15 protein-coding genes are annotated in these 21756 nt (G+C 67.6%); 8 read left to right on the forward strand and 7 right to left on the reverse strand.

Translation table 11 applies throughout. The features are described from left to right. Position 1: 1 nt before the first annotated feature. On the reverse strand, positions 2-832 hold the full coding sequence (locus QE438_RS13175) for an AraC family transcriptional regulator (protein ID WP_306995037.1): 831 nt from the start codon (positions 830-832) through the stop codon (positions 2-4). Positions 833-1031: 199 nt separating this feature from the next. Here QE438_RS13175 and QE438_RS13180 point away from each other — a divergent pair, with 199 nt between their 5' ends. The 4 genes from QE438_RS13180 (at position 1032) to QE438_RS13195 (ending at position 4420) form a co-directional block, all read left to right on the forward strand. Beyond that, positions 1032-1706 (forward strand): GntR family transcriptional regulator, encoded by a 675-nt coding sequence (locus tag QE438_RS13180; RefSeq protein WP_306995035.1) that lies wholly within the window; start codon positions 1032-1034, stop codon positions 1704-1706. A 113-nt stretch (positions 1707-1819) separates the two neighbouring features. Next, positions 1820-1963: a benenodin family lasso peptide gene (locus QE438_RS13185; protein WP_306995033.1), complete on the forward strand. Its 144-nt coding sequence runs from the start codon at positions 1820-1822 to the stop codon at positions 1961-1963. Further along, the gene (locus QE438_RS13190; RefSeq protein WP_306995031.1) at positions 1929-2690 is read left to right on the forward strand and encodes a lasso peptide biosynthesis B2 protein; all 762 of its coding nucleotides are present in this window, start codon (positions 1929-1931) and stop codon (positions 2688-2690) included. The genes QE438_RS13185 and QE438_RS13190 overlap by 35 nt, the downstream gene beginning before the upstream one ends. After that, entirely contained in the window at positions 2660-4420 is a 1761-nt protein-coding gene (locus QE438_RS13195; protein ID WP_307184127.1) for an asparagine synthase C-terminal domain-containing protein, read from the forward strand. The genes QE438_RS13190 and QE438_RS13195 overlap by 31 nt, the downstream gene beginning before the upstream one ends. Here the strand turns inward: QE438_RS13195 and QE438_RS13200 are convergent. Together QE438_RS13200 and QE438_RS13205 are read right to left on the reverse strand one after the other, a co-directional pair. Then, the gene (locus QE438_RS13200) at positions 4417-6492 is read right to left on the reverse strand and encodes an Atxe2 family lasso peptide isopeptidase (protein ID WP_306995026.1); all 2076 of its coding nucleotides are present in this window, start codon (positions 6490-6492) and stop codon (positions 4417-4419) included. The two genes, QE438_RS13195 and QE438_RS13200, sit on opposite strands and share 4 nt — an antisense overlap. A 5-nt stretch (positions 6493-6497) precedes the next feature. Continuing rightward, a complete protein-coding gene (locus QE438_RS13205; RefSeq protein ID WP_306995024.1) occupies positions 6498-8831 on the reverse strand; it encodes a TonB-dependent receptor in 2334 nt (777 codons plus the stop codon). Between the two features lie 294 nt (positions 8832-9125). Here QE438_RS13205 and QE438_RS13210 point away from each other — a divergent pair, with 294 nt between their 5' ends. Both QE438_RS13210 and QE438_RS13215 read left to right on the forward strand, forming a co-directional pair. Continuing rightward, positions 9126-9446 carry a helix-turn-helix transcriptional regulator gene (locus QE438_RS13210; protein WP_306995022.1) on the forward strand — a complete coding sequence of 107 codons (321 nt, stop codon included), beginning with the start codon at positions 9126-9128 and terminating at the stop codon, positions 9444-9446. Between the two features lie 312 nt (positions 9447-9758). Beyond that, positions 9759-10043 (forward strand): helix-turn-helix transcriptional regulator, encoded by a 285-nt coding sequence (locus QE438_RS13215; RefSeq protein ID WP_306995019.1) that lies wholly within the window; start codon positions 9759-9761, stop codon positions 10041-10043. A 183-nt stretch (positions 10044-10226) separates the two neighbouring features. On the opposite strand, the gene QE438_RS13220 is transcribed toward QE438_RS13215, so the two are convergent. The 3 genes from QE438_RS13220 to QE438_RS13230 all read right to left on the reverse strand — a co-directional run bounded on the left by QE438_RS13220 (position 10227) and on the right by QE438_RS13230 (position 15072). After that, positions 10227-10712: a hypothetical protein gene (locus QE438_RS13220; protein WP_130535962.1), complete on the reverse strand. Its 486-nt coding sequence runs from the start codon at positions 10710-10712 to the stop codon at positions 10227-10229. A gap of 559 nt (positions 10713-11271) precedes the next feature. Further along, entirely contained in the window at positions 11272-13566 is a 2295-nt protein-coding gene (locus QE438_RS13225; protein ID WP_130535963.1) for an NADP-dependent malic enzyme, read from the reverse strand. 183 nt (positions 13567-13749) lie between these two features. Next, positions 13750-15072: a dicarboxylate/amino acid:cation symporter gene (locus tag QE438_RS13230; protein WP_130521572.1), complete on the reverse strand. Its 1323-nt coding sequence runs from the start codon at positions 15070-15072 to the stop codon at positions 13750-13752. Between the two features lie 729 nt (positions 15073-15801). Here QE438_RS13230 and QE438_RS13235 point away from each other — a divergent pair. Next, entirely contained in the window at positions 15802-18432 is a 2631-nt protein-coding gene (locus QE438_RS13235) for a PAS-domain containing protein (protein WP_306995015.1), read from the forward strand. 219 nt (positions 18433-18651) lie between these two features. On the opposite strand, the gene QE438_RS13240 is transcribed toward QE438_RS13235, so the two are convergent. Further along, positions 18652-19308 (reverse strand): response regulator transcription factor, encoded by a 657-nt coding sequence (locus tag QE438_RS13240; RefSeq protein ID WP_130521567.1) that lies wholly within the window; start codon positions 19306-19308, stop codon positions 18652-18654. A gap of 348 nt (positions 19309-19656) precedes the next feature. Here QE438_RS13240 and QE438_RS13245 point away from each other — a divergent pair, with 348 nt between their 5' ends. Further along, positions 19657-21750 carry a phosphoglycerol transferase I gene (locus tag QE438_RS13245; protein WP_306995013.1) on the forward strand — a complete coding sequence of 698 codons (2094 nt, stop codon included), beginning with the start codon at positions 19657-19659 and terminating at the stop codon, positions 21748-21750. Positions 21751-21756 lie beyond the last annotated feature (6 nt).

Genomic DNA, 21756 nt, shown 5'->3' on the forward strand with positions numbered 1-21756 from the left:
CTCAGCGCGGCACGTGCCTTGGCGCCGCAGGATCGGCCAGCCGCCGCCAGGCAGAGGGTGTCAGCCCGGCCACATCGCGGAAGGTATTGGCCAGATGCGCCTGGTCGGCGAATCCGCACGAAGCGGCGATCTCGGCCCAGCTCGAAGCCTGCCCGCACGCCAGGTCTATCGCATGGGAGAAGCGTTGCAGCCGTAGCCATTGGCTAGGCGCCAAACCGGTCGCCTGCCGGAACATGGCGATGCAATGACGATGGCTGAGCCCGCTGGCACGCACCATGTCCTCGACGCGCAGATCCGCGCACCAAGGCCGCCGCAGCACGACCGCCAGTGCCGGATGCAAGATCGGCCGCTGGCCGCCAGCGCGCCGGATCAGCCAGCCCTCGAACGCCGCCAGTCGCGCCGACCTGTCGCCGCAGGCATGCAACAGCGCAAGCAGTGCGTCGACCTCGCCAGCGGGAAGCAGCAGCTCCAGCGGGGTGTGATGCCCGGCCAGGGCGGATTCGGGCGCGCCGAACAGTGCCGCAGTGGCACCCGGGCGCAACATCGCACCGACCGAGATGGCCGGCTGCGCGACATCGCGCACGTGGTAAGCCGTGCGCGCGCCTCCTACCACCGCGTGGCCCAGAAGATGACCACACCGATCCGAAGCATGATCGAACACCCGCGATGGCGCGCCACCAATGCGCACCGCCAGGTGCGTGGCACCGGTCGGCAGCACATATTCGCGCATCGTGGCCGGCGCATCCTTCCTTGGCGCAGCGGGTTCGTGCGCCCAGACCGATGCCACCAGGCCGCGCAGCGCAGGGACGGGGAGCCGCTGGAGGGAGGCCATCGGCGGATCCTACGCCAGGCACGGCGGGTGATGCATGTCCCAGCTCCCGGCGGGCTTGAGAAAGAGTGGCACCTACGAAAACGCTCGTCGACGACATGCGCCCCGTGCCTTACGGTCACGTCGATACCCAGGGTTACCGCCGACCATTGTTGAGGCACGCATCTTCGCAATATCCGCTTCCAAAACTTCCTGGCGATGCGTGTACGATCGGGCGCGGGGAGGCGGCGCGACACGGATGGGGACACGCAGGATGGATCCAGTACGGTCCAAGACGGCACTGCTGTACAGCACGGTCAGGCGCGCCCTGCAGTCCGGGCGCTATGTCCCGGGCGAACGCATCGACCCGGCATCGCTCGCCCACGAGTTTCATATGAGCCCGACACCAGTGCGATGCGCGCTGTATCGTCTCGCGGGCGAAGGCGTGATCGTCGACCACCCCCGTCATGGCTTCCAGGTGCCGCTGCCCACCGAACTGAGCCTGCGCGACCTGTACGGCTGGATGGAGCAGCTACTGGTCATGGCCTGCACCTCGCCGGCGCGCAAGGCTTCGGAGCACGCCAGTGCGCGGGCCACAGTCAGCGACGATGTGCCGAAACGGACGTGGAAGCTGTTCGATGCGATCGCGCGAAGCAGCGGACAGTGGTCGCTGCATGAAGCCGTGCGCCGCACCAACGACCGCCTGGCGCCGATCCGCCGCGCCACGCTGGAGTTGATGATCGACATGCCGGAGGAGCTGGATCGACTCCAGCAGCTCTTCGTCGCCCATGACCTCCAGCGCCTGGAACATGCGCTGCGCGACTATCACGCCCATCGCAGGCAACTGGTCCCGCAGATCGTCGCCCTGCTGGCCGAGCGCCGCGACCGGCTGCACTGAGCGAGCGAAAAGAATTCTTCAAGTACACAGCAGAAATTACTTGAGAACACCGCATCGCCGTTCCAGGCTGGCCCTGTCATGGATTCGCCATGACGCATCCAAAGGAGACTGAGATGGACAGCAACGAGAACATCCGCAGCAACACGCCGGAAAACGTCATCGTGCTTGGCGTCGCCAGTATCGAAACGCAGGGCGGAGGCTCTCCCGCCGTCGAAATGCTGGGTGAGCAGCCTGGTGCTGGCATTTCCGAAGCGTAATCAAAGGGCGCGCCGCAAGGCGCGCCCTTTTACGGTAATGACCATGGATGTCCTGGCAAACAACAGCGTCGTGTCCTACTGCCGGATCGATGGACGACTGATCTTCCTGGATGTCGAGAAGGACCTCTATTTTCAACTTCCCGAAAAGCTCGAATCACGGGTTCTCGAACTCCTCGATGGCATGGAGGTCACCAAACGCGACCTCCATGCACTGGCCAGTCACCGAATTGCTTCGCGCGAAACGGGTGAGTTGACCGTGCGGTCACCGGTGCTGGCGCCCCCGGCAATCCGAAGCGCCATGGAAGGGGCACCCGACGCGAGAATCTCCTTGAAGTACGCCAGCGCCGTCATTGCCTCTGTCCTTACTTTGTCCTGGTGGCTCAAGCGGCGGCCGCTCCATGAGGTGCTACACATGCTGGATCGCCGCCGCACCATGCTGATCAACGCCAATGCCCATCAGAAACACCTGTGCGTCTCGGCAGAAACTGCAGTCGCTGCAGCCCGCATCTTTGAACGCGTCCGTCCATACGTCCCCGTGACGCCGAAGTGTCTGCTCGACTCTCTTTCACTCGTACATTTCCTGGCCAAATGCGGGATCCAGGCCAAGTTGGTCCTCGCCGTAGCATGCGACCCATTCTCCGCACATGCGTGGGCCCAGTACGAAGAGATCGTCCTCAACGACACCATTGGGAACACATGGAACTACGTGCCCATCCGGGTGCTGTGATGTACCGCTACATTGCCTTGTCGCACGCACATTTCGCGTCCAACGAGACCAGGAAGCAGCAAGCGAAGAGGCTAAGCGCGCTTGGCCTGACCACCTCCAAGCGCGCAGCGGGCTTCACGGTTTTCGCCGATTCAAACGTCGATGTGCGTGAGCTGCCCCAGGGGATGCTTCTGCTCGGTGAAATCTACCATCGCGATGGTCGCAGGCTTGATCACGATCCCCAACTCGCCCGGCTTTCCGGTCCGGAGGCCTTACACGGCCACCTGCTTGCTCATTACTGGGGCAGCTACGTGTTGCTCCAGCCGCGCCTGGAGCACGAAAGGCAAAGCATCAACGTCCTACGCGAGCCGTCAGGCGGACTTGGCTGTGCCTATTCCCTTGCACATGGCTTCATCACCTCAGACGTCTCGCTTGCCTCACAGCTGGGCGTGTATCAGCCCAGCGTGGATTGGGAGTTCATGGCGCATTGCCTGGCATATCCGGCGGGCAAGATCTCGCGGACTGCACTGGCCGGCGTCCACGAGCTGCTGCCCGGGTGTTGTCTCGAATGGGACAGTAGCTCGGGCCGTACCGCCACGGCCTGGTCGCCCGGGCAGTTTTCCAGAGGCGCAGCGCCGCTGACGGATCCCACCTCGGCTGCGCAGGCGGTTCGCCTTGCCGTGACCACCGTCGTGCAGACCATGGCGCAGTCTGATGTGTCGCTGCTTCTGCAGCTCTCCGGCGGCCTGGACTCCTCCATCGTCGGCGTCAGCTTGAAGGGCGTGCGAGCCCGGGTCAGTGCCTGCACCGTGCTCTCGCCACTGCCCGGGGCCGATGAACGCCCCTACGCACTGCAGATCGCCAGCCAACTCGGGGTCGATCTGCAGGAAGCACATCTCAGCCTTGCCGAAGCAGGTGTGGAGGTTCGGCTCCCCGGGCAGGCCCTCAGACCGGCCGTCTCACCGCTGGCGCACGCGGCGGCGCGAGCCATGGATGTCCAAGCCGAACGCGCCCAAGTCAATGCCATCTACTCCGGAGGTGGCGGCGACACTGTCTTCGGCTATCTGAAAACCGCTGCGCCGGCTGCCGACGCATTTCGTGCGGCGGGCACTGCGGCCGGCTGGCTTAGCGTCCTCGATCTGACGCGGCTACATGGCTGCACCGTTACCAAGGCGGTATGGCTGACGGCGAAAAAGTTAGTCACCGCTCCCGCAGCGCCCTACAAGCAGGACAACCGCTTCTTGTTCCCTCCGGTCGCCGAGCCGCTGGAGCTCCATCCCTGGCTGGACCTTCCCTCCGACCTGCTCCCGGGAATGCGTGAGCGGATCTTGGACCTCGCCGGAAACCAGATGTTCGAGGAAGTCATGTTACGCAGCGACGGCCGCAGGATCCGCATGCCGCTGCTGTCCCAACCCGTCATGGAGGCCTGTCTGCGCGTGCCCAGCTGGTTCTGGATCGCCGGCGGTCGCAATCGGGCGGTCGCGAGGGATGCATTTGCCGATCGACTGCCAGCCGACATCCTTCATCGACGTAGCAAAGGCAGCTTCATGAACTACAACGCCGCGCTGTACCGCCGGCACAAGGACAGGCTGCGTCGGTTCCTGCTAGACGGTGCGTTACATGCCCATGGATTGCTGGATGGCGACCAGTTGGACGCCTACTTCAAGCGCCCGCTCGGCTCGCGTGACCAGTCCTTTCTGCGCATCTTTGAGCTGTGCACCGCCGAAAACTTCGTCAGGCAGCGTGGCTAGCGGGTGGCCACGCCGCGCCTGCACGTCGCCGCACCCGCTGGCGCGATCGCTGCGTGACGCGCGCGCATTTCCCGCCAGCGTGCGTATTGCACGGCCTTGCCCGGGTCCGGATCGACATCCCCCTGCAACCAGAAGCGAAACCAGTCGACATTGCGTTGATAGACCGCCAGCTTGTGCCTGGGCTGGAACTTCTGGTGGGGCTCATCCGGAAATACGTACATGTCCGCCCTGCCTTCGGTCAGCATCGGCGCGGCGTAATCCATGGCGAACAGGTACTCCTGCTCTGACATCTGGAACAGCACAGGCGCTGAAATGCGCTGCACGTGGAACTGGGGCGCCAGCTGTCGCCAGCGGCCCGGCGTCTCCTGCCGCGTCCCCACTTGCCAGTTGAGCCTCAGCATGTCGTCCAACGGCTTGCCGGCGAATCCCATCAGCAGCGCGTACGTCGAGGACAGCGACGGGGTGCTGACCGAGGCAGCTGACAGCAGATGTGTATTGAACGCGGTCCACAGGGTCACCTCGCTGCCGAAGCTCAAGCCCCCCATTCCCACCTTGCCGCAGTCGATCGCGCCATCGGCCGAGAGCGTTTTGACCGCACCTGCCACGGCGGAGATCGCAGCGTCATAGCGCCGGTCCGCCGTACGGACGTACGGCGCCTGGTTGATGCACAGCGCAGCGATGCCCCGCGCGGCCAGGCTGAAGAATGGCCATTCGTCTCCCACTCCGCCCCGCACAAAGCCCGTGCACTGGTAGTAGTTGACGACCAGCGGCGCCGCCGCGGCGACAACCGCCGGCGGATAGAACTGACCGGTGAACGCCTGCCCGTCACTTCCGCGCCAGTGGATCAGCCGGGCCGCAGGTCCGCGGGACAGCTCCTGCGCAAGTGCCAAGTTGGGCTCGAACAGCACCGTGCGCGCACCGGTGTCCAGCGCAATTCGCTCCAAGCGTGGCGGCTGGTTGGCATCGGCTGTCACGCAGACCAACCACGCAGCGGAGATCCCACAGGGACTGTCCTGGGCACGGCCGCCATTGATCAAACCCGGACCCTGCGCAAGCAGCCGCACTTGGTGAGTGGCGACCTCCCAGAGCAGGATCGACTGCGCCCCGCCGTTTTCAGGATCGGTCACCGTCGTCACGACCTCGCGGCGTCCAGGCCGCCACTGCAATGCCGTGAACTGGCGTCCCACGCACAGCGGCACGGTGCAGGCAATGACACGGCCATCGGGGCGACGCACCGACAGCGTCACGCCGGGCTTCTGCAGCAGATCGCCTTGGGTCCCGATGCGGTTCAACGCCGCCAGCCAGCCGTCGTCCGAGCGTGCCTGCCGCCAGGGGCCTTCCTGTGCCGCTCCCTCCGCCGCAGGCCGCGCCACCGCGCCCTCCCCCCGCGCACCGGTGTCCAGGTGCAGCACCTTCCAATGGTCGGGCGTTTGCGCCAGCAGCCGCCCGCGCACCAGCGTGCCAGTGGCGAAGCGCTGCGTGGCGGGCACGCCATCGACACGGGCCGAGCGGATCAGGCCCTGCCCCAATGGCACGGCAGGGTCGACGTGGACGCCGCGCGCTTCCTCAGCCTGCTCGGCGGCCTCCACTTCCTGGCGACTGGCACCGACGCTGTATTCCAGCGTCTGGCCGTCCTCCGAGAGCCGGAAGGCCCGCACGTCCGCTGCATCATGGGTCAGCGCGTCCGCACCCGCGCCATCCACGGCAGCCCGCCACACATCGATCCTGCCGTCCACCAGCGCCCGGTAATAGATCCATCGGCCGTCCGGCGACCACACCGGGGCCATGCTCAGACTGACACCGGCGATATCGCGCAGCGGCACGCCGCCTTCGGTCAGGCGCCGCGGCCTTTCGAGGCCTTCGCCCTCTACCCACTGCACGTACCAGACCGTGTCATAGGTATTGCGCTCCACCGAGGCCAGCTCGGTCCGATACGCGACCCATCTACCATCCGGCGACAACACGGGTGGACCGAAGTCCACCACCTCCAGCAGGGCCCGGGGCGTCACCGCAGACGCCCCGGACACGCAGCCCATCACGCCAAACAGCAGGCCCATCGCCAAGCGCTTCATGGGCCTCACCAGTGCTTGGAGACGGACAGGCTGACAAAGCGCCCGACCGCCGAGTAGTTGGTGGAGTCGAACGGCGCCTCGTTCAACGTGGTCACCGTGTACAGCGGCGGCGCACGATTGAACAGGTTCTGCGCCGCCAGCTCGATAGCCACGTCCGACAGCATCCCCAGGCCCGCCGCCAGCTCATAACGCAAGGTGGCATCAAAGGTGGTGAACGATGCTCCCTTTTCATCGCGGGTGGTATTGCGTACTCCGGACTTGTAGTTGCCGAACAGCGAGGCCATCAGTCCGCCCTGGCGCCATACCGCACCGACGCGCGCGCTCACCCGGGCGGGGTAATACAGCGTGCCGGCCAAGTCGTAAGCGTCCTGGGTGGGCAGCGTGGCCTGCCTGCTGTCCAGCCAGCTGGCTGCCCCGCGCAACGCCAATCGCCCCTGCCCCACGTCGAAGCGATAAGCGCCGGAAAGGTCCACCCCCTCGATGTGCTGGGCGGCGGCATTGACGCTGCGGTTGTCGACGATGGCCACCACCTGGGTCGAGTCGTAGCCGCCACTGGTGTAGTTGAAAAAGCGCACAGAGTCGGCAATGGCCTGCGCCATCTCGGCCTGGGTTGGATCGGTGGTCACGAACGCCGCGTAGTCCGGATTGCGCAACGCCTGGGTGGCCACCACCGGCTGGACGATGCGACCGGTGTAATCGATATCGAACCATGACAGCTCCGCCTCCAGCCCTGGCAGGCCTTCCGGATGGAAGGCCAGCGCGGCACTCCAGGTCCTGGCCCGCTCCGGGCGCAGGTCCGCATTGCCGCCGGCCCGATACAGCACCGTCGCGCCGGCAGCCTGCCCGTCACCGCCCAGCGTCGCCGCCGGGTACAGGGCGATGTCCTGGTTGGTATAGCGCTGCAGCAACCGTGGCGCCTTGAAGGACTTGCCCCAGGAGGCGCGCAGTGTGAAGTCGCTGCCTGGCGCATAGATCAAGCCCAGCTTGGGCGTGGTGACCCGGCCGTAGTCATCGTAATCCTCGTTCCGCATTGCGCCGGTCAGGGAAAATCGCTCCACGCCGCGTCGCTGCTGCTCCGGCGCGACCAGCGGCAGGTTGAGCTCGACATAGGCAAAGCGGCTGCGTTCGTCACCGTCGGCCACGGTGCGGTTGCTGGTGATGCCCAGGCTGAGGAAATCCACGGCGCGGTACCCCGCACCGGCCGCCAGCCGGGCCTGCCCAGCCGGCAGTGTCAGCACCGGGCCTTCGACGCCCAGCTCATAGGTCGCGCTCTGGTTGCTGTAGGTGCCCAGGCTGTCGGACGAGACCACACCGGTCTGGGTGCGGATGACCTGTCGATGGGTGTAGGTCTTGTCGCGCCCCTGCGCGGCACTGGCGGTCAACGTCCAGTCGCCTGGCAGCGCCAGGTCGAGGCCTGGCGATACCAGGGTGGTGTTGGTCTCCGGCGTATCCAGGTAATAGGACGTGGCGTAGCCGGTCTTCATGCTCATGTGCCGCTCGGTCCGCAGCGCATCCAGATGCAGCTCCAGCGCATCGCCCAGCGCCTGGTGCAGGCTGACCAGGCCACTGCGCGCATCGCTGCCGGGCCACAGCGTCGCCGGCTGGTACATGCGCCGGGTGTAGGCCCGCTGGGATGCATCGATGGGATCGCTGGAGGCTTTCCTGAAGGTCGCGAGCAGTCCGCCGCCGTCCCATGTAGTCCCCGCGGTCGCCGTGTATTCCCGCATCGCCAGCCCACCGTCGGTGGCACCGCCAAAGCGGGTCCCCAGCGTGACGCCGTCAAAGTCGGGCTTGAGGATCACATTGGCCACCCCGCCCACGGCATCGGCGCCATAAACTGCCGAGGCGCCATCCGGGACGATCTCCAGACGCTCCACGGCCTCCACCGGAATCGCGCTGATATCCACGCCCTGCGCCCAGCCGCCGTAGGACATGCGCCGCCCGTTGAGCAGGGTCAGCGTGGCGTCCTGGCCTAGCCCGCGCAGGTTGAGGCTGGACCCGCCTGTGGTGTTGATGTTGTTGCCGCTGACGTTGGCGCTGGTCGAGACGCCCGGGTTCTGCCCACCGCTGAAGTTCTGCGGGACGCTGCGGATCACTTCGCCCAGGTCGGTGAAGCCTTCCTCGCGGATGCGCGTGCTGTCGATGGTGATCACCGGCGAAGGCGTGGTGCCGCCCTTGATGCGGGTGCCGGTGACCTGGACGGTGTCGAGTTGGACGGCGGACTGGGTCGACGGGTCGTCCTGCCTTGGGTCCGTGGGCTGCTTGTCGCTATCGGTCTTGCGTGTGACTTCCTGTGCGCCGACCGCGCCGCTCAGCGCGACGGCGACCCAGAACAGCATGCTGCGAACGACATGTCGTGATTGCCGCGAATCCATGATGCGTCTTCCCCGTTGGCATCCGACAGGCACGACCTGAGCGTTGCGGCCGTCGGACAGCCGCAAGCGAAGGCGTATTCCCGTCTGTTGACTTGCTTTCCCCACGCCCACGCCGAGCGGCGGCCGCACGCGCCAGCTCTCAAGGCGAAAGGTCCCATGGCTACGATATACGTAGCATCGTGAACACTACGTTTTACGTAGTATCGATGTCAAGCGCCGTTTCTGAAGCTTCCGCATATCGAGGACTGATATGCACGCATGACGCGGAAGCCGCCAGGTAATGTCTACGGCCGACGCCTGCGCGAGGCGCGGGATTTCTACGGGTTCTCCCAGATCCATCTGGCGGTCGCCGCACGCCTGGATGAGTCCGGCGCCAGTGCGCGGATCAGTCGCTATGAAACCGGCGTTCATCAGCCCAAGCTGGGGTTGCAGAAGCTGTTCGCCGACGTGCTGGCGCTGCCGATCAGCTTCTTCTACATCGAGAATGACACCGAAGCGCTGAGCGTCCTGGACGCGCATCGGAGTGAGGAGCCCTTCCGCACCCTTGCCAGGGTCATGCGCCAGCTGGGACAGACCTGATCTTCGAGGAAGTTGATCCCGGGAGAGGTCTGACGACGCGGACTCGACGGCCACGTCGAAGCCATCAGGCAACCGATGCCCAAAGAAGCGCTGAAGCAGTTCCGCATCAGCCTGGTTGAGCACGCACCAGGCCATGACATGCGCCTCGGCACGTGCAGCCGCAACGCGGCGGACCAAGACAAACTTGAGCGTACTCCGCGTTCGACTTGCTCATTCTCATCGCCGCGCTCGCTAACCTACGTAAATCGTAGTATCGAGGCAGCCCGGGCGACCGGAAGCTTTCCTGCATGGAAGGCACACAAGTACGCGCCCGTGGCTGACAAGCCGCCGCTCCCCGTCTACAGCCGCAGGCTGCGCCAGGCGCGCGAGACGCATGCGATCTCGCAGCGCGCCCTCGGCATCGCCGCCGGCCTGGACGAATTCGTCGCCAGCACCCGCGTCAACCGCTACGAGACCGGCGTCCACCAGCCCGACCTGCAAACCCTGCAGCGGCTAGCCGCAGTCCTCGAGCTTCCCGTCGCCTACTTCTATGCCGAAGACGACGACCTCGCGCGGCTGATTGCCGAGTTCAAGGAGCGGCCGAAGGGCAAGCGCTAGTCCGAAGCTGCGACGCTAGCTGGACCTCGCGCGTTCCATCCCGCGCAACAGGCCGCCAGCGGGTGTCGATGAAACGCCCTTCCTGTTGTCCCGGTTGCCGCGTGCTTCATGGCCCGGACTTAGACGGGTCGCCCCGCCGTTCGAAAACAAAAGCGCCCCGGCGGGGCCGGGGCGCTTGGTGGGTCAGGCTTCCAGGCCCCACTTGTCGGGGTCGGCGGGCTTTTGCTTGTAGATCGTGCCGGCGAAGTCAACGTGCAGCTCGGTCCAGTCGCCCTCTCCCTGATAGGCGAGCACTTCGAAGTGTTTCGGCTTGCGTTCCGGCTTGCCATGCGTGGTCCATCCGGCCTGTTTGACGGCGGCCAGGGCGGCTCGCGGATCGGCGGGCACATCCGGGTGGTGATGGTGGTGATGCTTGGGGCCGTGATGGGGCTTCTTGTGCTCCACCTCGACGAAGCGTCCACCCTTCTTGCTGATGCGGGTGACCTTGATCTCCGAGGGGCGTTGTTCACCTTCCAGTCTCACTGAGAGGCCCTGCTGGAGGGGGAAGGCTTCGGCGCCTTTGGGACCCAGGTCGGCCAGGTGGACCTGGTCGCCGGACTGCAGGGTGAAGCGATGCGCGAAGACGTGTTCGATGACGCCGGTCAGCGCGACGGTTTCATGGTGCGGCATGCATTTCTCCTAAGAGCGCCCAACCGCGGGCGCGGCAAGGGAATGCGTGCGGGCTGGGGGCGTTTCAAGCGCGGGGCTTGGCGCGGTTGGCGGGCGTGCAGGTTTGTGGTGTGGGCGCGCGGGGCAGAGATGCTGGAGGCATGGTTTTTCTTTAAAGCGTTGCGCGAGAAGACTTGCCCGGCATGGTTGCGTACAGGTGACACGACAGGCCAGGCGCGAGGAAGACAGCGCGAACACGGGCCCGGAGATCGCGGACAGTGAGCGATACGTCCATGGATTCCCGCTTCCTCGAGAATGACGGACTGATGGGTTCCTGTGGAAGCCGCCATGGCGGCGATGGGGTTTCACCTTGAGAGCCTCATTGCCGCCATGGCGGCTCCCACCTTGCAGTCAGCGACCGGATCATCCGGGCGCGGCCCGGTACTCTCCGGGTCGGCGCAAGCGTGCGCGACGAGTGGCGACTCGCAACCGGTTGTCCCAAGCTGCCCGCACCCGGTGGTAACGGGAGGCTGGGGACCGAGATACGCCAAGGCCCCGCGTCACGCGGGGCCCGACCGGCTTACTCGCCCTCGCCGCGGTTGGCCAGTTGCTCGCGGATCTGGGCGTCGACCGCGGCGATGGCGGTCATGTTGAGCACGCGGCGCGGGGTGGCGCTGGCGGTGAGGATGTGGACCGGCTTGGACACGCCCATCAGGATCGGGCCGATGGCCACGCCCTCGGTGAACACGCGCACCAGGTTGTAGGCGATGTTGGCCGCCTCCAGGTTAGGCAGCACGAACAGGTTGGCGCGGCCCTTGAGGGTGCTGTTGGGCATGATCTGCCGGCGCAGGGTCTCGTCCCAGGCGGTGTCGCCCTGCATCTCGCCGTCCATGTTGAGGTCGGGCCGGCGCTTGAGCAGCAGTTCGCGCACGGCGCGCATCTTCAGGGCGTCGCGCGAGTCGTGGCTGCCGAAGTTGGAGTGGGACAGCAGCGCGACCTTGGGCTCGATGCCGAACAGCTTCAGGCGGAAGGCGGCCTGCAGCGTGGCCTCGGCGATCTGCTCGGCGGTCGGATCTTCCTGCACGTGCGTGTCGACGAAGAAGAACGCGCCCTGCTGGTTGATCACGCCGGTCATGGCCGAGGTGGAACTCACGCGCGGCTCCAGTGGGATGACGCTGCGCGCGTAGCCGAGCTTCTTGTGGAAGCGTCCGACGATGCCGGTGAGCATGGCGTCGGCCTCGCCGCGGGCCACCATCACCGCCGCGATCAGGGTCGGACGCGAGCGCATCAGCTCCTTGGCCGCGGCTACGGTCACGCCGCGGCGTTCGGTCAGCGCGTGGTAGGTCTGCCAGTACTCGTTGAAGCGCGGGTCGTCGTGGATGTTGGTAACTTCGAAGTCCTGGCCGGCGACCAGGCGCAGGCCCATGCGCTTGATGCGCTGGTCGATCACCTCCGGGCGACCGATAAGAATCGGGAAGGCCACGCCTTCATCGACCACGGTCTGCACCGCGCGCAGCACCACTTCCTCCTCGCCCTCGGCGTAGACCACGCGCTTGCGATCGGCGCGGGCGCGGTCGTAGACCGGCTTCATCATCAGGCTGGTGCGGTAGACAAACTGGCTCAGCGTGTTGCGGTAGGCCTCCATGTCCTCGATGGGGCGCTCGGCGATCCCCGAGTCCATCGCCGCCTGCGCCACGGCGCTGGACAGCTCCACCAGCAGGCGCGGGTCGAGCGGACGCGGGATCAGATAGTCGGGGCCGAAGCTGGGCGTCTCGCCGCCATAGGCCGCGCCCAGGTCGGAGGCCTCGCGCCGGGCCAGGGCGGCGATGGCGCGCACGCAGGCGACCTTCATCGCCTCGTTGATGCCGGTGGCGCCGCAGTCCAGCGCGCCGCGGAACAGGTAGGGGAAGCACAGCACGTTGTTGATCTGGTTCGGATAGTCCGAACGACCGGTGCCGATGATCGCGTCCGGGCGCGCCTCCTTGGCGACCTCCGGCATGATCTCCGGATTGGGATTGGCCAGGGCGAAGATGATCGGCTGCGGCGCCATCGACTTGACCATCTCGGGCGTCAGGATGCCCGGGGCCGACAGGCCCAGGAAGATGTCCGCGCCCTCGACGATCTGCGCCAGGGTGCGCTTGTCGGTGTCGCGCGCGTAGCGCTGCTTGTCCGGATCCAGGTCGGTGCGACCGGTGTGGATGACGCCTTCGCGGTCCAGGGCCAGGATGTTTTCGGGCTTGAGGCCCAGGGAGACCAGCATGTTGACGCAGGAGATGCCCGCCGCGCCCATGCCCGTGGTCGCCAGCTTGACCTCCTCGATCTTCTTGCCGGTGACGATCATGGCGTTGAGCACCGCCGCGCCGACGATGATCGCGGTGCCGTGCTGGTCGTCATGGAACACCGGGATGTTCATCTTCTCGCGCAGCGTGCGCTCGACCTTGAAGCACTCCGGGGCCTTGATGTCCTCCAGGTTGATGCCGCCGAAGGATGGTTCCAGCGAGGCGATGATCTCGATCAGCTTGTCCGGGTCGGTCTCGTTGATCTCGATGTCGAACACGTCGATGCCGGCGAACTTCTGGAACAGCACGCCCTTGCCTTCCATCACCGGCTTGGCCGCCAGCGGGCCGATCGCGCCCAGGCCCAGCACCGCGGTGCCGTTGGTGATCACCGCCACCAGGTTGCCACGCGCGGTATAGGTGCTGGCGGCCTTGGGATCGGCGGCGATCTCCTCGCAGGCATAGGCCACGCCGGGCGAATAGGCCAGGGCCAGGTCGCGCTGGGTGATCATCGGCTTGGTGGCGATGACCTTGATCTTCCCGGCGGGCGACTGGCTGTGGTAGTCCAGCGCGGCTTGCTTGAATTCTTCTTTGGACATCGGCGTGGTGGGCATCTTCGATGGGGGTTGGATTCTAGCGCCGCGATCCTGAGTGGACCGGCAGTGGCGGCGGCGGGAGGTCCCACCAGGCGGGAACCGGGCGCTTGCGCTCGGTCATGGCGTCAGACGCAAGAGGCCGGGCTTGTGGGCCCGGCCTCTTGAGGCATCTGGCCCGGCAGGGCCTTACGCGGTGATCGGCAGGCGGTCCGGATCGGACTCCAGCTTGCCGTCCAGGGCCGCGTTGAGCTTGTCGCGGTCCAGCGCGTTCTCCCAGCGCGAGACCACGATGGTGGCCACCGCGTTGCCGGTGAAGTTGGTCAGCGAGCGGCATTCGGACATGAAGCGGTCTACGCCCAGGATCAGCGCCATGCCGGCTACCGGCACCTCCGGGACCACCGACAGCGTGGCGGCCAGGGTGATGAAGCCTGCGCCGGTGACGCCGGCCGCGCCCTTGGAGCTGAGCATCGCCACCAGCAGCAGGGTGATCTGGTGGCCCAGGGTCAGCTCGGTGTTCGTCGCCTGGGCGATGAACAGCGCGGCCAGGGTCATGTAGATGTTGGTGCCGTCCAGGTTGAACGAGTAGCCGGTCGGCACGACCAGGCCCACCACCGACTTCTTGCAGCCGGCCTGCTCCATCTTCTCCATCAGCGAGGGCAGCGCCGACTCGGAGGAGGAGGTGCCCAGCACCAGCAGCAGTTCGGCCTTGAGGTAACGGATCAGCTTGAGGACCGAGAAGCCGCACAGCCGGCAGACGATGCCAAGAATCACCAGCACGAACAGCAGCGAGGTGATGTAGAAGCTGCCCACCAGCCAGGCCAGGTTGGCCAGCACCGCCAGGCCGTACTTGCCGATGGTGAAGGCGATCGCGCCGAAGGCGCCGATCGGGGCGGCCTTCATCAGGATGTGCACCAGGCGGAACACCGGGGTGACCAGCGCGTTGAGGAAATCGACGATGGGCCGGCCGCGTTCGCCGGTCATCGCCAGCGCGATGCCGAACAGCACGGCCACGAACAGCACCTGCAGGATGTTGTCGCCCACGAACGGGCTGATCAGCGTCTTGGGGATGATGTCCATCAAGAAGCCGGTGACCGTCATGTCGTGGGTCGCGTTGACGTACTGATCGACCTTGGTGTGGTCCAGATCGGCGACGTTGACGTTCATGCCCGCACCCGGCTGCACGACGTGGGCGACCACCATGCCCACGATCAGCGCCAGGGTGGAGAAGAACAGGAAGTAGATCATCGCCTTGCCGAAGACCCGACCCACGCTGCGCAGATGGGTCATGCCGGCGATGCCGGTGACGATGGTCAGGAAGATCACCGGGCCGATGATCATCTTCACCAGCTTGACGAAGGCATCGCCCAGCGGCTTGAGCGCCTCGCCCAGCTTGGGGTCGAAGTAGCCGACCAGCACGCCGATGATGATGGCCACGATCACCTGGAAGTACAGGTGCCGGTAGAACGGGAGCGGCTTGGACGGCGCCACGCCGGCGCTGGGAATGTGCATGGTCGGTGGACTCCTGAGGAGAGAGGCGCGGGCGGACGGTACGACCCACGGAACGAGGCGCACGGTAGCCCCTGCCGCGGCGGCGGGCATTAGCACATTGGTACTAAGCGTCGTTAACAGGCCTTTGGCGGCGTTTCCGCGGCAGGCCGCGACGCTTTGCGCCCCTCCCCTCGCCCGCAACGCGGGCAGGGGGAGGCTGGTAGGGGGTTGCTTCTTGCGCGTTGGCGGAGAAGCGAAGCAAAAGCGACCCCTCCCCTCAGTCGCTAGCCGCGACTTCGAGCTCCCCTTCGCCTTCGGCGAAAGGAAGCGACCGTTTCTGCGAGCTGCTGGCGCTTCGCATGCGACGGAGGAGGCCGGGAGGCGACGCTCGCGCTCCGCCGCGCTTTGCGCCCCTCCCCTTGCCCGCGGCACGGGCAGGGGGAGATTGGGAGGGGGTCGCTTTTTTGCGCGGTGGCTGGAGAGGCGAAGCAAAAGCAACCCCTCCCCAGCCCTCCCCTTCGCCTGCGGCGAAAGGGAGGGGGCCGGTCTTGCGCTCTGCGGGTCTCTCGCACATGCCGGAGGAGTGCGCGCGCCCAGGCTCCGCTTTCCATTTGCTCTTGGCGTACAGGAGCGGCGCGCTCTTTCGCTTGGTTCGCCCTAATCGCGGCGTCGGCGCCTGCGTCGCGGCATGCTCGCCGTGTGCGACCATGCCGCGCTCGTGCCCTGCGCGTTCGTTTCCATGCCTCAGCCGTGCCCCGCCTCTCTCCACGCCTGATCCGGATCGCCGGCTGGTCGCTGCTGGCCGTGGCGATCGCTTCCACCGCCATCGGCGCGGCGGTGCTGGCGCGCAAGGCCGCGCTGGAGAGCGAGCAGCGGGCGCTGGCCGACCAGCTGCACCTGCGCGCGCAGTCGCTGCAGCGGCTGATCGAGCGCTACCGGGTGATGCCCACCGTGCTGGCGCTGGATCCGGAGCTGCGCGCGGCCCTGCAGCAGCCGCAGCAGGCGCGCGATGTGGCCGCGCTCAACCGCAAGCTGGTGGTGGCCAACGGCGCCACGCACGTGTCCACGCTGACCCTGATCGACCGCGACGGCATCGCCGTGGCGGCCAGCAACTGGGACGACCCCAGCAGCAACGTCGGCCAGGACTACGCCTTCCGCCCGTATTTCCGCAACGCGATGCGCGACGGCACCGGCACCTTCTACGGCATCGGCGTCACCACCGGCGTGGCCGGCTACTTCATCTCCGAGGCGATCCGCGATGCGCACGGGCGCCGGCTCGGCGTGATCGCGGTGAAGATCACCCTGGACGCGCTGGAGACCGAGTGGCGCGACAGCCGCGACCTGCTGTTGCTCAGCGACAGCCATGACATCGTGTTCCTGGCCAGCCAGCCGCGCTGGCGCTACAGCGAGCTGCGCCCGCTGACCGAGCGCGACAACGAAGACCTGAACGCCACGCGCCAGTACGCGGGCCAGCCGCTGCATCTGGCCGGCCTGCAGGTGGTGGATACCCTGCCCGGCGGCGACCGCCGCGTGCAGCTGCGCAACCCCAGCGCACGCGGGCTGTGGCTGTGGAAGTCGCTGCCGCTGGACGGGCCCGCCTGGACCCTGCACGCGCTGCGCCGCGATCGCAGCGTCGCCGCGGCCTGGAGCGCGGTCGCGGTGGCGGTGGCGTGCTGGCTGCCGCTGATCCTGCTGGGGCTGTTCGTGCGCCAGCGCGTGCGCCTGGCCGAGCACCGCCGTCGCAGCCGCGAGGAACTCGAACGCATGGTCGCCCACCACGCCGAGGCGCTGCGTTCAGCCCAGGACGGGCTGGTGGATGCCGCGCGCGCGGCGGCCTCGGGCCAGTCCAGCCTGGAACACCTGCCGCAGGGCGTGAGCGTGGTCGATGCGCAGCTGCGCCTGATCGCCTGGAACAGCCGTTACCAGGAGATGTTCCAGTTCCCGGCCGAGATGATGCAGGTGGGCCGGCCGATCGAGGACTTCTTCCGCCACAACGCGCGCAAGGGCTGGCTGGGGCCGGGCCAGGTCGAGGAGGCGATCCAGCGCCGCCTGGACCATCTGCGCAGCGGCGGGGCGCACATGCACGAGCGCGAGCTGCCCAACGGTCGCGTGCTGGAGATCCGCGGCAATCCGATGCCCGACGGCGGCTTCGTCACCAGCTTCGCCGACATCACCACCTACGTGGCCGCCGCGCGCGACCTGCGCACGCTGGCCAGCACGCTGGAGCGGCGCGTGGAGGAGAGCACGGCCGATCTGCGCGCGGCCACCGCGCTGGCGGAGAACGCCAACCGCTACAAGGCGCGCTTCGTCGCCTCGGCCGTGCACGACCTGCTGCAGCCGCTCAACGCCGCGCGCATGTTCCTGGGCGCGCTGCGCGGCAAGCTGCACGGCGAGGAGGAGCGCGACCTCATGCAGCGCGCGCAGACCGCGCTGGCCGCGCAGGACGACCTGCTGGCCTCGATGCTGGAAGTGTCGCGGCTGGAGGCCGGCGTGCTGCAGCCCAAGCTGGAGGACGTGGCGCTGGGCCCGCTGCTGGCCGGGTTGGCCGAGCAGTTCGGCATCCTGGCCCAGGCACAGGGCCTGGTCCTGCACACGGTCGGCACCCGCGCGCGGGTGCGCACCGACCCGACCCTGCTGCGCCGGGTGCTGCAGAACCTGCTGTCCAACGCGCTGCACTACACCCCGCACGGCAAGGTGCTGCTGGGCTGCCGCCGCGTGCCCGGTGCGGTGCGCGTGGAAGTGTGGGACACCGGCGTGGGCATTCCGGAGAACAAGCACGCGGCGATCTTCGAGGAGTTCGCGCGGCTGGACAACGGCCTGCGCCACGACCGCCGCAGCGCCGGGCTGGGCCTGTCGATCGTCGAGCGCACCGCGCGGCTGCTGGAGCATCCGCTGTCGCTGCGCTCCTGGCCCGGACGCGGCAGTGTGTTCGCCATCACCGTGCCGTTGGCGGCGGCGACCCCTCCGGCGGCGGCGGCCCCGCGTGCGCCGGTGCCGGGCGCGCTGGCCGCGCAGCCGCTGCAGGGCACGCGGGTGTGGTGCCTGGATGCCGATGCGCAGGCCTGCGAGGCGCTGATGGCGCTGCTGCGCAGCTGGGGCTGTCAGGTCGCCGGCGGCAGCGCGCCGCAGGCGCTGGAGGCGCTGGCCGGCCAGGAGGCACCGCCCGACCTGGTGCTGATGGATCTGCGCTGGCGGGACGGGCGCGGTGCGGCGGCCGTGGCTGCGCTGGAGCCGGTGCCGCCGCTGGTGCTGATCGGCGCGCCGGGCGAGCGCGCCGAAGCGCTCGAGCACGGCCACGGCTTTCTCGCGCGGCCGATCACGCCGGCCGCGCTGCGTGCGGTGCTGACCCAGCGCCTGATGGCGAGTGGGAGGCTGCGCTGAGGCTGAGGCGTGGTCTTGTCGCAGGGGATGATCAAGCTTTCCCGGGAGAGCCTCATCGCTGCCATTGGCCGAAAAGGCCACAAGGGCGGCACCCTCTGTAGAGCGGAGCTTGCTCCGCTGCGCTTCGTTCGGTTCGTAGGGAAGGCCCCAGCGGAGCAAGCTCCGCTCTACAGGCAGGATGCTGCGAGATTTGAGGACACAGTTGCTCCCACCAAGGCCCTACAAGGCGTCGTCGGGGCTGGGGACGTCGTCCAGCTCGAGGGAGCGCGCCATGACGGCGGCCTGGGTGCGCGAGCGGCAGCCGAGCTTGGACAGCACGGCGCCGACGTGGATCTTGACCGTGTTCTCGGCCAGCCCCAGCGCGGCGGCGATCTGCTTGTTGAGCAGGCCCTCGGCCACCAGCATCAGCACGCGGAACTGCTGCGGCGTCAGCTGCGCCAGGCGCGCGGCCAGCTGGGCGTCGGCCTCCGAGCGCGCGGCGGTCAGCGGCGGGAACCAGGTGCCGCCCTCGAGCACCGTGGCCACCGCCTCGCCGATGGTTTCCACCTGCGAGGACTTGGGGATGAAGCCGGCCGCACCGAACTGCTGGGCGCGGCGGATCACGCGCGGATCGTCGTTGGAGGAGATCACCACCACCGGCAGCTCGGGGCGCTCGCCGCGCAGCAGCGCCAGCGCCGACAGGCCGCGCGCGCCGGGCATGGCCAGGTCCAGCAGCACCAGGGCCACGTCCGGATGCTGCTCCAGGGCCACGCCCAGGGTGGAGACGCTGGAGGCCTCGACGGTGGACACGCCCGGGAAGCGCGAAGCCAGCGCGTGCAGGACCGCGGCGCGGAACAGCGGGTGGTCGTCGGCGACGAGCAGGGTCGGTGGCGTCATCCGCACAGTCTAGGACACCGCGGGCGGGCGGCGCTCAGGCCGGCGCCGCGCGCAGATGTCGGATTCGCCATGTGGCCGGACCCGCGAGTGCGGTTTGTTGTGGATTCGTAAAACGCGCCGGACATGCGCAGGCATCCCTTGGACAAATTTTCACCACATCGAAGTTGTTCCCACTTGATGCAGTAACGCTTCGCGTCGTTGAGGCCGATGTAAAGAATCCATGAAGCGTCGCCAGCGCGATCATCGCGATGGACTGCGCTTGTCATGCAACGTTCATGCATCGCTTGTCGACCCGAGAAATTCGTGGCTAGTTTCGGGATGTCGCTTGTACGGAAAGACACCCAACGCATGTCCTCGTTCGTCCTGACCCTTGCCCTGCTGGCGATGGCCTGTCTGTTGTTGATGTCCGGCCGCGGGCGAGTGTGGAAGGCGTTCGTGCTCTCGCTCCTGGGCGTGCTGCTGAGCACGTGGTGGTTCATCGACCGCCTCAGCGGCGATGGCCTCAACGCGGCCACGCTGTATCACCTCAGGGCCGGGATGGAAGGCGCGGGCGTCTCGGATTTCGCCGGCGACATCGCCGCCTATGTCGCGTTGCTGCTGGCCTCGCTGCTGCCGCTGGGTCTGGCGCGCGTGCGGCGCTGGCGCCTGCCCGGCCATGCGCGCGCCACGTCCGCCGCCTTCCTCGCCGCTGCCGCGATCGCCGTCACCGCCAGTCCGCTGCCGCGCGATGGCATGCGCCTGTATCGCCTCGGTCAGCCGGTCGATGGCAGCGTGGTGGCCGACGAGTACCGCGTCCCGCGCGCACCGCTGCCCACGCGCAAGAACATCGTGTGGATCTATGGCGAGAGCCTGGAGCGCACCTACTTCGATCGGAAGGCCTTCGGGTCGATCACGCCGCACCTGCAGCAGCTGGCCAGCGAAGGGCTGGACTTCCGAAACGTGACCTCGGCCGACGGCGGCGGCTGGACCATCGCCGGCATGGTGTCCTCGCAGTGCGGCGTGCCGCTGACCGCCGCGCCGGGCGATGAGAACAGCTTCGGCCGCATGCACAGCTTCCTGCCCGAGGCGCAGTGCCTGGGCGACTATCTGCGCACGCAGGGCTACCGCAACGATTTCATCGGCGGTGCCGATGGCGCGTTCGCGGGCAAGGGCAGCTTCCTGGCCAGCCATGGCTACGACGATGTGCGCGATCTGGCCTGGTTCGAGCGCCAGGGCATCGATCGCCGCCACTTCTCGGCCTGGGGCGTGCATGACGACGTGCTGCTGGATCAGGTGTGGGACAGGTTCCAGGCGCTCTCGCGCGCGGGCCGGCCCTTCATGCTGACCACGCTGACCATGGACACCCATCATCCGGCCGGGCACCTGCCGGTGGCGTGTCAGCGCCAGGGCCAGGACGCGGTGAGCATGCGCGAGGCGATCGCCTGTTCGGACCGATTGATCGGCGAGCTGGTCGCCAGGATCCGCAGCAGCCGCTGGGCCGACAACACGGTGGTGGTGGTCGCCTCCGATCACCTGGCCCTGCCCAACGAGCTGGCCGACACGCTGCGCACGCTGCACCGCGAGAACCTGCTGCTGATGCTGGGCCCGGGCATCGCGCCCAGGCAGGTGGACACGCGCGGCGGCAGCACGCTGGATTCCGGCGCCACGCTGCTGTCGCTGCTGGATCCGGCGCTGGGCGCGATCGGCTTCGGCCGCTCGCTGCTCGACCCGCACGCCAAGCCCAGCGCCAGCGCCGCCTTCGCGCAGGCCGACGGCCGCGACTATCGCCGCTATCTGGCCTACGCCAACCAGCTGTGGACCGGGCGGCAGACGCGCACGCTGCGCGTGGACGACGATCGCCTGGTCGTCGGCGTCCAGGAGCTGCGCCCGCCCGTGCTGCTGGATTACGACAGCAGCTGGAACCTGAAGAACATCACCCTGGAAGACACGCCGCGCCGCTTCCGCAAGGCCAGCCCGGAGAACACGCTGGCCTATGTCGACCGCTGCACCGCCTTCGACAACGACTCGCCCGACAGCGGCTGGTGCGCGCTGTTGATCAACAACGCCCGCGATGCGCGGCTGTACCGCAGCGGCGAGCTGGCGCACGGCGTGCGCGTGGACGCGCCGCTGCAGCGCATGGCCGGCGCGCGGCTGGAGCCGCGCCAGCCGGTGATGGTCGGCTCGGCGCTGCGCCAGACCGCGCCCGGCCACTACCAGGTCACGCTGACCACCTCGCACCGGCCCAGCCACGCGTTCTGGATCGAGGCCATGGATGCGCAGGGCAAGGTGCTGGCCCAGCACTGGGCGCTGCCCGATCCTTCCGGCCGCATCGAGATGAGCCTGGACCTGGACCGCGAGGTGGACGACATGCAGATCCGCGCCTGGCTGGGTTCGCCTGACGACATCGGCGTGGACCACGATGTGGCCCTGGTGCCGGCGCCGACGCGCAGCAAGCGCTCGTAACCGCGC

The organism is Pseudoxanthomonas sp. SORGH_AS_0997, assembly GCF_031453535.1.
In the GTDB taxonomy this organism is placed as follows: Bacteria; Pseudomonadota; Gammaproteobacteria; order Xanthomonadales; family Xanthomonadaceae; genus Pseudoxanthomonas_A; species Pseudoxanthomonas_A winnipegensis.

Coding starts and splice junctions, on each gene's coding strand:
- QE438_RS13175 (WP_306995037.1), bottom strand. CDS start 832: ATGGCCTCCCTCCAGCGGCTCCCCGTCCCTGCGCTGCGCGGCCTGGTG.
- QE438_RS13185 (WP_306995033.1), top strand. CDS start 1,820: ATGGACAGCAACGAGAACATCCGCAGCAACACGCCGGAAAACGTCATC.
- QE438_RS13195 (WP_307184127.1), top strand. CDS start 2,660: ATGGAACTACGTGCCCATCCGGGTGCTGTGATGTACCGCTACATTGCC.
- QE438_RS13200 (WP_306995026.1), bottom strand. CDS start 6,492: ATGAAGCGCTTGGCGATGGGCCTGCTGTTTGGCGTGATGGGCTGCGTG.
- QE438_RS13205 (WP_306995024.1), bottom strand. CDS start 8,831: ATGCTGTTCTGGGTCGCCGTCGCGCTGAGCGGCGCGGTCGGCGCACAG.
- QE438_RS13210 (WP_306995022.1), top strand. CDS start 9,126: ATGACGCGGAAGCCGCCAGGTAATGTCTACGGCCGACGCCTGCGCGAG.
- QE438_RS13220 (WP_130535962.1), bottom strand. CDS start 10,712: ATGCCGCACCATGAAACCGTCGCGCTGACCGGCGTCATCGAACACGTC.
- QE438_RS13225 (WP_130535963.1), bottom strand. CDS start 13,566: ATGTCCAAAGAAGAATTCAAGCAAGCCGCGCTGGACTACCACAGCCAG.
- QE438_RS13230 (WP_130521572.1), bottom strand. CDS start 15,072: ATGCACATTCCCAGCGCCGGCGTGGCGCCGTCCAAGCCGCTCCCGTTC.
- QE438_RS13240 (WP_130521567.1), bottom strand. CDS start 19,308: ATGACGCCACCGACCCTGCTCGTCGCCGACGACCACCCGCTGTTCCGC.
- QE438_RS13245 (WP_306995013.1), top strand. CDS start 19,657: ATGTCCTCGTTCGTCCTGACCCTTGCCCTGCTGGCGATGGCCTGTCTG.